This window comes from Longimonas sp., from assembly GCF_046498435.1.
GTDB lineage: Bacteria > Bacteroidota > Rhodothermia > Rhodothermales > Salinibacteraceae > Longimonas.
In genome coordinates this window covers 1-11,802 of the sequence record NZ_JAWOAR010000287.1, presented here as the reverse complement: position 1 = coordinate 11,802, position 11,802 = coordinate 1, and the positions used below count along the sequence as shown (strand labels likewise).

Here is an 11,802-nt window from a genome sequence, read left to right as displayed (position 1 = left end):
GCAGAACATGTCGCTTCATCAGAGAGCAATAGTTGTCAGGGGAAAGAACCTTGCAGCGGGGCGTCTTAGCCCGTCTGGGTAGAGGTAAGCGCGGCCACCACCTGGATGTCGGCACTTTTCTCGGTGGTCATGGTGTCTTCGACCCAGTCGTAAAAGTCGTCAAAGATGCGCTTGATAGCGCGGCGGCGCTTTTCCTTTTCGCCCTTCACAATGCCTTCCGGGCGGTCGCTGGCGTCGAACTCGATCTCTATCTGGCGCTTATGGCGACGTCTCAGATCTTCCAGCCGATCAAGCTGCGTTTGGAGCTGCTCGTTAAGCTTGTTCTCAACCTCCTCGCGACGCGCAAGCATGTGCTGCTCCGCCGCCTCGATGGCATCGGGCAGCAGCGTCTCCAGCGCGCCGGTGTCGAGGTCGGGGGCGGCATTGGCCAGCTGCGTGTCCAGGCGGGCGCGGTTGATGACCTCCTCAAACGAAAGCCGGTCGGTGATCACGCCGTCTGCGAAAACCACCCCCACCCATTCGTTGACGACGGGCTGCCCTCGCCGATTGGGGATATTGCCCGAACAGATGATCATCCGCTCGCCCGCAGGCAGCGGCGGCAGCGTCAGTACCGGCGCCTCGTTGCGATGAAAGCGCGATGCCACGGTGTCGTCCACCCACTGCATCACCGGATGCAGCTTCCAGAGGTACTGCACATCGGGCCACGCCGTGCTGGCCTGCCGCCCCGCACGAATCGAGTCCTGCACCTCCTCCGGGTCCGACGACAGCAAGAACACGCGGTCGCTGGGGAACGCGTTATCGGGGAGCCGTTCGAAGCGTGCTTTGATGGAGTCGGTCGCGGTAAGACGCACCGTTTCTCGGCTGGGATAGGTATCGATGTCCAGTTCCATCCCCTGCGCGGTGTTGAAGTAGTTCAGCGCCGTCTGGAGATAGTCGAACTCGCTGTCGAAGAGCGAAACCGGATCGGCCACCCGGTCCTGCGGCGAGGGCGACGCGTCGTCGTCTTCGCCAGCAAGCAGCATGTCCATCACGCTCTCTTCCGCGACGTTGGCCTCCAACTCGCGCTCGAACTCCTCATCGGTCTCGCCCGACTCCATCGCCTGGCCGGTGCGTTGTTGCTCTTTCTCCACATCGTAGACTCCCATGAGCGCCGCCGGGTCGTCGATGTTGGACTCGGCCTGCTCCTCCTTCCGAATCAGCACTTCGAGGATGCGCAGGTCGCCCCGTATTTTGGGATGCGCAGGCTTGGTTGCCATGTAGCGAATCTGAGGCCGCTGGTCCTGTCCGTACCGGTCGATGCGCCCATTGCGCTGCTGAAAGATCATCAGCGACCACGGAATATCGAAGTGGATGAGCCGGTGCGACAGGTAGTGCAGGTTGATGCCTTCCGCGGCAATGTCGGAGGCCAAGAGGACCCGCACATCCGCCTTGTCCTGTCCGAACGCCTCCACAATCTCCTGCTGCTCCACATCCGACATCCCGCCGTGCAGGGTCTGGACCGCCTCGGGCGGCAGGTCCAGGTCGGCTGTGAGATGCGTTTTGAGGAAGCGCAGGGTTTCGAGCCGTTCGCTGAAGATCACAAGCCGGTCATCAGCGTCGGTGCCGGTCCAGCCCAGCCCAGCATCCGGATCACCGAGCAAGCGAACCAGCTCCTGGTACTTGCTAAACTGACTGGCATCCACCTGTTGCAGGGCGTCACGCAGTTCTGTTAGCTGCTTCACATCCGACATCCCGCCGTGCAGGGTCTGGACCGCCTCGGGCGGGAGGTCCAGGTCGTCTGTGAGATGCGTTTTGAGGAAGCGCAGGGTTTCGAGCCGTTCGCTGAAGATCACGAGCCGGTCGTCGGCATCGGTGCCGGTCCAGCCCAGTCCGGTATCGGGATCACTGAGGAGGCTAACCAGCGCCTGGTACTTGCTGAACTGCCTGGCATCCACCTGTTGCAGTGCGTCACGCAGTTCTGTTAGCTGCTTCAGGTCGTGGCGATGGTCGGACTCCGCATCGCGCTGCAGCCGGTCAATGCGATTGGTGACGGTTTCGAGGCAAGCGGCCGGGCTGGAGAAGAGCGCCTTTTCGAGCGTCGTTTTGAAGAGAAAGCCCCCGCGCTGATCCTCATCGAGCGTAGCCAGATCAAGCTCCGCAAGCAGCTCATAGACCGACTCCTCGGCCGCGGACGACTCGGTATCGCAGACCGCCACATCGCGATCCAGAAACGCTGTATCCACCTGATCCTTGATGTCGCCCTTGAAGCGCCGAATGAACAGCCCCTCAATGTCCTCGCGCGAGTAGTCCGACGGATTGGCAATGGCGGTCGGATCCAGCATGTTCATGAGGCTGGCAAAGCTCTCGGGCGTTCCGTCGTGCGGGGTAGCCGAGAGCATGATCATCGTATCGCACTGGCGCGACAGCATATCGACCAGCTTGTGGCGCTGCGACGGCGTACTGCCCCGTTTGGCGGCGTTCTGCGCCTCATCCACCACCACGATATCCCATTGCGCATCCTCGATGTACGTCCGATACTCCGCCCCGCGCTTCAGCGTGTCGATGGAGATGATGGTCTTGTCGTAGTACGAAAAGGGATTGTGGTTGGCCGGAATGCGCTCGCGGATGCGGCGGATGCCCCGCGAATCCAGCCGCACCAGCGGAATGGTGGACGCGCTTCACCATTCCTGCTGAAGCTGCGCCATCATGCTTTTGAGCGCAACCACGAGGATACGCTTGCCGCGCCCGCGCTCGATGAGCTCGCTCATCAGAATGCCCGCTTCGAGCGTTTTGCCGAGGCCGGTGCCATCGGCAATCAGGATGCGCTGTCGGGGTTGGTCCAGGGCCTGGAGGGCCGGCTCCCACTGGTACGGGAGCGCATCCATTGCCGCCTGCGTACCGATATGGAGCTGGTTGTCGGTCGGCACCCGGTCGCGCAGGCGGCTCTCCATGTGCAGCCGGGCGAGCCGAAACTGCCGGGACGGATCAACGCGGAGCTGCGTCTCGGTCGGATCAACTCGTTCGAGCTGATCGGTTTCGAGCGGAACGAGAAACTGCGCCTCCAGCCCCTCAACAAGCTCCGAGATGCCCGTTACGCGAATCACCTGCTGGTCGTCGGAGGTGCGCTCGGTGCGTTCCACCAGCCACTCCGCCCCGCGAATGCGAAGGCGGGCGCCGGGCGCAATGGTAGACGCAGTGGAAGAGGTGCTTGTCGGAGAAAGGTCCATACTGCATTAGCGGATTGGAGTAGACGCGATATGCTTTTTAAACATAGTGATAACACAGAATAGAGGCAAGCGAATCGCCTGAAAAGAGCAGGGGATGGTCATCTTTGGGTGGGATGACGCCATTTTTCCGGGGCAAAGGGCAGTGTCTATTCTACATGGGTCTACGCAGCACCCTCCTTGGGCGGACATGGGGGGCGGGTCTTGTATCCAAGAGCCAAGCACGCAGGGGACCTTGATGGTGCAGTCCGCCGATCAGCCTGTTAATCCCGGGTCATTGTGCTCTTGTAGGTCTGCCCCAGAATCCACGGCACTACGCTGGTTGCGAGAACAAGGAGCCAGCCGTCGAGGCCCGGGTGCACCAGTTGCAGGGTACTCGACAGGCCCGGGAGGTAGACCGCACCAAGCAGGAGCGTCAAGCAGACGCCAAATGCGCCCCAAATGTAGGGGTTGCGGCTAATCTCGTTGTCAAATATGCCAGAGCCGGGCGTGCGGACGTTAAAGACGTGCCAGAGTCGGGAGATCGATACGCCCAGGAAGGCGATGGTCACGGCGGATTCGTAGGGTTTACCGAGCCAGCCCTGGGCAAGCCAGAAGGCCGCAAGTACCGGCGCTGCGATGATGATGCCGTAAACGATCATGCGCCGCCAGTGACGCCGAGCAATAATCGGCTCGCTTGCAGGACGGGGCGGGCGCTTCATAATGTTTTTGTCCCCTTCACCGACCCCTAGCGCAAGCGCAGGAAAAACGTCGTTCACGATGTTGAGATAGAGAATCTGAAGAGGCAGGAGCGGAAGGCTTGCCCCCAACCCAGACGCGACGCCGATAATAAAGATCTGGCCGATGTTGCCCGACAGCAGATAGATCGTGAACTTGCGGATGTTGTCGAAAATCGCCCGCCCGTACTCAATGGCATTCACGATCGTCCCGAACGCATCATCTTGCAATACCATCCGGGCAGCTTGCTGGGCCACCTGCGTGCCCCGTTCGCCCATTGCGACGCCGATGTCCGCCTTTTTGAGAGCAGGCGCGTCGTTGACTCCGTCGCCCGTCATCGCAACGATCTGCCCGGCGTTCTGGTGGAGGCTGATCAGGTTCAGCTTCTCTTCGGGACTGACGCGGGCAAAGATTGGGGTGTCGATGAGGCGGTTGCGCTGCTCGTCAGACAGCGTATCGGGGGCGGCAAGCTCGTCGCCACGCAGAGCTTCGGCATCGTTTTCGGTGAGGTCGAGCGCTCGCGCTACATTTTTTGCTGTCGCTGGCTGATCTCCGGTCACCATCACAATACGAATGCCCGCCTCATGACACGCCTCAATCGCTGGCTTAACGTCTTCGCGGGGTGGGTCGACCATGCCCGCAAAGCCAACAAAGGTCAGATCCTGGTATGGGTTAGCATCGCTGTCGTCGGCGGTCCGGCAGGCAAGCGCAATAACCCGGAGCCCATCTTCAGCAAGCTGTTGATTGACGTTTTCCCAGTGTTCGTAATGGTCGTCGCCAACCGGTTTGGGGCCGTTGGCAGTCAAGACATGCGTACAGGCATCCAGGACTTCTTCAGCGGCTCCTTTTACGGCAACGAAGTAGCCGTCTTGATGGGGCTGCTCATGAAATGTCGCCATCCGCTTGGTCGCTGAGTCAAAGGCGTCCTCGCGGACTTCAGGGTAGCGCGCAAGCATCTCGTTGCGCTGCATTCCTGCTTTGACTGCCGCAACAAGGAGGGCCACCTCAAGCGGGTCGCCGACGGGGTCGGTACCCTCGGGCCCCAGTTCAGCGTTGCTGCAAAGCGCGCCAACCCGTAAGACCGTCTCCAGCGGCTTGTGCTGCTCGGGCGCGATCGTCTCGTCGTCTATAGAAAACGTTCCCTCGCGGTTTAGCCCTTCGCCGCTGACCGTGATCGTTTCATCGGACAAGGTGAAGCGCGTGACTGTCATCTGGTTTTCAGTCAGCGTACCGGTTTTGTCGGTACAGATCACGCTGGTCGCGCCGAGCGTTTCGACCGAGGACAGCTGGTTGATAAGTGCGTTGCGCTGGGCCATCTGCCAGACGCCACGTGCAAGCGCGATGGTGGCGATAATCGGAAGCCCTTCAGGAATTGCGGCGATAGCGAGCGCAACGGAGATTTCGATGATGAGCCGGGGCTCCTGACCCGAAAGCAGACCGATCCCCCCAATGATCGCTGCAAGCCCGATCACGGCCCAGATAAGCATATGGGCAAGCTTGTCGAGACGTTTTTCGAGCGGCGTCACTTCTTCTTCGGCAGAGACGACGAGCTCGGAGACGTGGCCAATTTCCGTATCCATGCCGGTCCGCACCACAACGCCTGCACCGGTGCCCCGCGTCACCGACGTTCCCTTAAAGACCATGTTGCGCGTCTCGGCAAGGTCGCTCGATTCGGTTAGTGCATCGGTCTCTTTGGCGACGGGAACCGATTCACCGGTAAGGGCCGATTCGTTGACCTGGAGCCGGCTCGCGTCGAACAGTCGGATGTCGGCACTCACCAGGTCACCCGCATCCAGGATGACAATGTCGCCGGGGACGAGCTCGCTCGCGTCGATTTCGTAGACCTCGCCCTCGCGCCGCACCTTCGCATCAAGCCCGCCGAGTTCTTCGAGCGCCTCCATCGACCGCACCGCTTTCCACTCCGTAAAGAAGCCAATGGCGGTGTTGATAACGATGACCACACCAATAGCGAGGGCATCGACGTGTTGGCCGAGCACGAGAGAAACGACCGCCGCGGCAGCAAGCAGCCCAACGATCGGGTCGAGCAACTGCGAAAACAGGACGTTCCAGACACTGGCGGGCTCTTTTTCGCGGAGTTCGTTGCTGCCGAAACGCGCCCGGCGTTGTTCGACCTCGCGAGCGCTAAGCCCCTGGTCTTTCTGCACATCGAGTTGATCTAAAGCCTCTTCCCACGGCCGGGTGCTTGCGTCTTCACGGCTTAGTGTCTGATTCATCGATCTCTCTTGTGTGTCAGCATGCAGACGTGAGCGGATACCTGGTGGACCACCCATACGCACGCTGTACGCGCTATCACGTTCGCCGCTATGGAGTGGCTTCCCTGCAAATGCAAAGGGCGCTCCTGTGAAAGGGTGCTCCTGTGATACGTACGGCGCTCTTTTCGGGGAAGCGGAGTAGAGTATTGAGGATGAGCCTGTGCCTGCCCCTTTACCACACAAGCCCCGACGCACAGGGCGCCGAGGCTTGTCTGGGAAGCACATCCGGTGTTTGCGAGAGGCGTCTGAGGAACCTGTTCAGGCTACGCGAACTGGGCCTCTTCCGTGGAGCCCTTCATCGCAGCCGTCTCCGACTGGCCGCCGGTGATTGTGTTCTTGATTGCGTCGAAGTAGCCGGTACCCACTTCGCGTTGGTGCTTCGTGGCGGTGTAGCCGTCGGCTTCGCTTTCAAACTCGGACTGCTGCAACTCCGAGTAGGCCGCCATGCCGCGCTCGCTGTAGCCCTTCGCCAGCGAGAACATGCTGTGGTTCAGCGCATGGAAGCCGGCCAGCGTGATGAACTGGAAGGCATAGCCCATCTCGCCGAGCTTCTCCTGGAACGCGGCAATCGTGTCATCGTCGAGATGCGCTTTCCAGTTGAACGACGGGGAGCAGTTGTAAGCCAGCATCTTGCCGGGGTACTGCTCGTGGATCGCATCGGCAAAGGCCTTCGCCTCGTCCAGGTCGGGCTTCGACGTCTCGAACCAGAGCAGATCGGCGTAGGGCGCATAGGCCAGGCTGCGGGCGGTGGCCATCTCCAGTCCGCCGGAGATGCGGTGGAAGCCTTCACTGGTGCGCGTTTCGCTGGTGATAAACGGACGGTCGCGCTCGTCGACGTCGCTTGTGAGGAGCGTAGCGCTGTCGGCGTCGGTGCGGGCTACGATGAGCGTGGGCACGCCCATCACATCGGCAGCGAGGCGGGCGCTGGTGAGCACCTCCACAAACTGCTGCGTGGGGATAAGCACCTTACCGCCCAGGTGCCCGCATTTCTTCTCGGCGGCCAGCTGGTCTTCGTAATGAACCCCCGCCGCGCCGGCTTCGATCATGGACTTCATGAGCTCGTAGGCGTGCAGCACACCACCATGTCCGGCTTCGGCATCGGCCATGATGGGCGCCATCCAGTAGGTGTCATCGCCGTTGCCTTCAGCGTGATGCAGTTCGTCGGCGCGCTTCAGGGTGTTGTTGATGCGCCGCACCACGTCGGGCGCGCTGTTCGAGGCGTAGAGGCTCTGATCCGGATACATCTGGCGCGACAGGTTGGCATCGGCGGCCACCTGCCAGCCGCTCAGGTAGACGGCTTTGAGCCCGGCTTTCACCTGCTGCATCGCCTGGTTGCCGGTGAGTGCCCCAAGCGCCGCTACGTAGTCGTCGGTGTGGAGCAGGTCCCACAGGCGATCGGCCCCGCGCGCAGCCATTGTGTACTCCATGTCGAAGGAGCCACGCAGACGGATTACGTCTTCAGCCGTGTAGGTCCGCTCAATGCCATCCCAGCGGGGATTGGTCGCCCAGTCGCTCTTGAGCGCTTGCACGCGCTCTTCGTTTGTTGGGGTGCTTGCTTGCGTAGTCATAACGAGTACCTCGTTGAGTCCAGATAAACCGCCCGAAGGCGGGGCGTCGATGGTTAGTTGGTGGGGCTCGCTACTCGGAGCCACGAGAGCCGGTGGGGGCGGCCAGACCGTATTGGTTGTGCTATTTGCCTACACGCACGAGTCCTCTTCAAGCAGCGCTTTGCGATGCGCCGCATCGCCATAGCGCTCAGAGGAGCACGTCAGGAACGCACGGAAGTCATCTTCAAGGAAGATCTGCTCGGCGCAGGCCCGCGCGGTGCGAAAAGAGGCCTTCGTCGCTTCAACCGCGTCGTCGGAAGCGCCCTCCATGACGTCTTCGACTTCGGATTCGATGACGGCGATCTCTTCATCAAAGACATGCGTGACCAGCTCGGGCGTGACTTCGGTACCGTCGTCGAGCGTGATGCCGTGGTGTAGCCACTGCCACACCTGAGCCCGCGAGATTTCGAAGGTGGCCAGATCTTCCATGCGGTTGTCCCAGGCCACACATCCATAATCATTGCCCCAACCCTGCATGTAGCCAATCGCCACACGCACATTCACACGCACGCCGTCAAGCGTCTTGGGACTGGTGGATTTGGGAAGCAGGTCGGGCTGTTCGGGCAAATCCGGAATCACATCGAGCTGATGCGTGGTGCCTTTCGCCTCCAGCTTTTCGTTAAACGGCTGCATCGCCGGACCAATGAAGTACGGGTGCGATACCCAGCATCCGTCGTGCCCGATTGAAGCCTCAAACTCCTTGTCGGCCACCACTTTTTCGACCTGCTTTTTGCGCAATTCTTCGGTGCGTCCGGGCGTTTGCGGGGCCATACCGCCCATGCCAAACGCGCCGTGCGTGTGGCAGACGCGGATGAGCTGCTTCACGTAGTTGGCCATCCACGAGCGGTTCATGCCAATGGAGTTGCGGTCGGCCATGACACGGTCCTCGTGCGACTTAAGCACCTTGATGTCGCTGAAAATCTTGTCCCAGCGTCCGCCATTCAGTCCAGCGGCGTGCGTGCGCATCTCATAGAGAATCTCCTCCATCTGAAAGGCCGCCTCCAGCGTCTCAATCAACAGCGTGGTTTTGATGGTGCCTTCCTCGATGCCGAGTTCGTCCTCAATAAACGACAGCACCGCGTTCCACCAGCGCGCCTCTTTGTAGTGCTCCACCTTCGGGATGTAGTACTTCGGCGTCTTGCCCTGTTCGATGAGCGTCTGCGCCGTGTGGTAGGTCGTGAGCACCAGGTCCAGGAGTCCGCCCGACACGGGGATGTTGTTGACGAGCAGATTTGACTCGTAGAGATGCAACCCGCGCACCCGCACCATGAGGAGCGGCATGTCGTCGGGGTCGATGGCGTACTCCTTGATCGCGTTGCCGTCGGCATCGGTCTTGGTGAAGCTAAGCGTGCCCTCGGCAGCTTCTTTCACGTTCTGCACGCCCTGCATCACATTGGGCCAGGTCGGCTTCATCGCGTCCTCGAAGTCGAGCATGGCGGCATCGGCGCGGTGGCCGTCGTCGGTGCGGCTGAGCATGTTGATGACCATCTTCGGGTCGTTCACCGGACCGGTAATCTCCACGCGCCGCTGCAAGATGTCGTCGGGCAGCGGGTCGACCTGCCAGTCGGTGTGCGCCTCGGGATGCTCGTCCTGCGGCAGGAAGCCCGGCAGCGCACCATCGTCGTACGCATCCTGACGGGTGCGCCGCGCGGCGAGCAGCGTCTGCCGCTCATGCTCAAAGCGGCGGTGCACCTTTGCAACAAGCGCCACCACCTCATCGGTGAGTAGCGACTCTGCTTTCGGCGTAAGCGCTTCCTGATTGATTTCAACGCCATCGGCGAGTTTGGTCCATGTCGTGGAGGTCGGCTCCACGTCGATCGATGATACAGCCATAATGCCCTCTGCGGTTAAGCCCCTGTGTGTCCGAGTGTGAATGCGCTATATACATTATGATCTGCGAATATCTTTGTCAAGCGAAATTTCGCTAACAGAGGATATTAACCACGCCACTTCTGGAGTATTCATGCACCGTTAAAGAAACTTCGCTGTCAGCGAATAATTGGAGCGCTGCTTCCCTTCTGATCCAAACGTGCTCTCCCTCCATGGCCATGCGTCCCGAAAACCTTCGCTTCATTCTTGGACTGAAGCTGCGCACGCTGCGGCAGGAGCAGAATGCATCGCTCAAAGAGATATCGGAGCGTTCAGGACTTTCAGTGTCCTACCTCAGCGAGATTGAGAAAGGCAAGAAGTACCCGAGTCCCGATAAGCTGCTTGGGCTGGCCGAGGCGTTCAACGTGTCGTACGACGACCTCGTATCGCTAAGCGTTGACGACAAGCTCGATCCGCTCAAGGAGATGTTCAGCTCGCCCTTCATCCAGGAGTTTCCGTTCGAGTTGTTCGGGCTCGCCCCGCACGACGTGTTTGCGCTCGTGTCGGATGCGCCCTCGAAGGCGGGTGCGCTCATCCGCACGTTTCTGGAGGTGGGCCGCACCTACGACATGCAGGTGGAGCACTTTCTATTTGCGGCGCTGCGCTCGTATCAGCAATTGCACGACAACTACTTTCCGGAGCTGGAAGACGAAGCCGCCTCGTTTCGTCGGCAGCGCGAGTGGACCCCGCACGACCCGCTTTCGGATACAACGCTGCGCGCCCTCCTCGAAGACGAGTTCGGGTATACCATCGATCTGGAGGTACTGCCCGATCATCCCGAACTGCACCCGTTCCGTTCCGTCTTTGTGGATGGCAACGGCACTCCCCCTACGTTTTACGTAAACGGCGACCTGATGCCGATTCAGCGCGCCTTTATTTACGCCCGCGAAATTGGCTACAACGTGCTCGATCTGGAAGAACGTGCCCGCACCTCGTCGTGGATTCGTGCTGAGTCGTTCGAGCAGGTGCTGAACAACTTTAAGGCGTCCTACTTTGGCGGTGCACTCATCCTGAACGAATCCTCGCTCCTGGCTGCGCTGCGCCAATGGTTCGACCAGTCCACATGGGACGATGGTGCGTTCTTGCGCGAGCAGATGGATCGCTTCCAGGCCACGCCCGAGATGCTCTACTACCGCCTCACGCAGCTCGTGCCGCATCACTTTGACCTGAACGCCTTCTTTTTTCTGCGCTTCCACCACGAGCAGGGCTCGCCCGACTACCATCTCACCAAAATGCTGAACCTGTCGGGCATTGCGGTCCCCCACGGCATCGGGCTGCGCGAGCACTACTGCCAGCGCTGGCCGGCCATCCAACTACTCAAAGAGCTGTCTGAAGCCCAGGCGCAAGACGACTACGCGCACGACCCGTCCAGCACATCCGCCGCCGTGCGGGCGCAGCGGTCGCATTTCATCAATGCGGATGCCGAGTTCTTCACGCTCTCTACCGCCCGTCCGCTCGCCTTGAAAGACACAACGAACTCCTGCGTCTCCATCGGCTTCCTGATGGATGAGGCGTTCCGCCGCCAGGTGCATTTTGCACATGACCCCGCCATTACGCGGCGCGAAGTCAACCTCACCTGCGAGCGCTGCCCCCTCACCGAAGCGCAGTGCCAGGAACGCGTGGCCCCGCGCACGCTCTACGACAAGGAGCAGCGCGAACAACGGCAGATCGAAGCCCTGCGCGAACTCACCAACGCCACACGCAGCGCATAAGCATGAGCCCATCCAATCATCACTTATGCTCGTCACGGGGTTCGTACGTGTTTAGAGGAAGACAAGTGTAAGCAGCCGTCCCAAGCCGCTCCCCTGGAGAGGGGAGCTGTCGCGCAGCGACTGAGGGGGGGATTTAAATCAGCACTTCATGGGACGTCCCGGCCCGTGAGCCGCATGCTTCTGCCACGGTGGAAGAGATGTTCGTAGAACGCATCCCGTGCTGATGTTGTGGGAGACCTTTCGGCTGCGCTCAAGGTGACAAAAATGGGGAAGAGGGAAGCCGAACGAGCTCCTTCCGCACGCGATTCCCTTCCGGTCCCCACTACCCACTGCCACGCTGGCAGGACGCCTCGTCAGTGCAGGCACAGCGCCCGCCCGCCCAGGATCTGCCAACGCGACAGGCGGTGCCGTTCGCCTCCCC

The 11,802-nt window shown here is 60.7% G+C and carries 6 protein-coding genes; 1 reads left to right on the top strand and 5 read right to left on the bottom strand.

Annotated features, from left to right (window positions below; all coding sequences use genetic code 11):
- Positions 1–65 precede the first annotated feature (65 nt).
- The 5 genes from R6U20_RS11140 to R6U20_RS11120 all read right to left on the bottom strand — a co-directional run bounded on the left by R6U20_RS11140 (position 66) and on the right by R6U20_RS11120 (position 9,633).
- A complete protein-coding gene (locus R6U20_RS11140) occupies positions 66–2,636 on the bottom strand; it encodes a helicase-related protein (RefSeq protein WP_410337932.1) in 2,571 nt (856 codons plus the stop codon).
- Positions 2,637–2,657: 21 nt separating this feature from the next.
- Positions 2,658–3,206 carry a hypothetical protein gene (locus R6U20_RS11135; protein ID WP_410337931.1) on the bottom strand — a complete coding sequence of 183 codons (549 nt, stop codon included), beginning with the start codon at positions 3,204–3,206 and terminating at the stop codon, positions 2,658–2,660.
- Positions 3,207–3,466: 260 nt separating this feature from the next.
- On the bottom strand, positions 3,467–6,154 hold the full coding sequence (locus R6U20_RS11130; RefSeq protein WP_410337930.1) for a cation-translocating P-type ATPase: 2,688 nt from the start codon (positions 6,152–6,154) through the stop codon (positions 3,467–3,469).
- Positions 6,155–6,456: 302 nt separating this feature from the next.
- Positions 6,457–7,761, bottom strand: a complete 1,305-nt coding sequence (gene aceA / locus R6U20_RS11125) for an isocitrate lyase (RefSeq protein WP_410337929.1) — start codon at positions 7,759–7,761, stop codon at positions 6,457–6,459.
- Between the two features lie 129 nt (positions 7,762–7,890).
- Entirely contained in the window at positions 7,891–9,633 is a 1,743-nt protein-coding gene (locus R6U20_RS11120; protein WP_410337928.1) for a malate synthase, read from the bottom strand.
- 215 nt (positions 9,634–9,848) lie between these two features.
- Here R6U20_RS11120 and R6U20_RS11115 point away from each other — a divergent pair, with 215 nt between their 5' ends.
- A complete protein-coding gene (locus R6U20_RS11115; protein ID WP_410337927.1) occupies positions 9,849–11,381 on the top strand; it encodes a helix-turn-helix domain-containing protein in 1,533 nt (510 codons plus the stop codon).
- Positions 11,382–11,802: the final 421 nt, after the last annotated feature.

What these genes read in the sequence shown, in the direction of transcription:
- R6U20_RS11120 (WP_410337928.1), bottom strand. Translation starts at nt 9,633, where the DNA reads ATGGCTGTATCATCGATCGACGTGGAGCCGACCTCCACGACATGGACC.
- R6U20_RS11135 (WP_410337931.1), bottom strand. Translation starts at nt 3,206, where the DNA reads ATGGACCTTTCTCCGACAAGCACCTCTTCCACTGCGTCTACCATTGCG.
- aceA (WP_410337929.1), bottom strand. Translation starts at nt 7,761, where the DNA reads ATGACTACGCAAGCAAGCACCCCAACAAACGAAGAGCGCGTGCAAGCG.
- R6U20_RS11115 (WP_410337927.1), top strand. Translation starts at nt 9,849, where the DNA reads ATGCGTCCCGAAAACCTTCGCTTCATTCTTGGACTGAAGCTGCGCACG.
- R6U20_RS11130 (WP_410337930.1), bottom strand. Translation starts at nt 6,154, where the DNA reads ATGAATCAGACACTAAGCCGTGAAGACGCAAGCACCCGGCCGTGGGAA.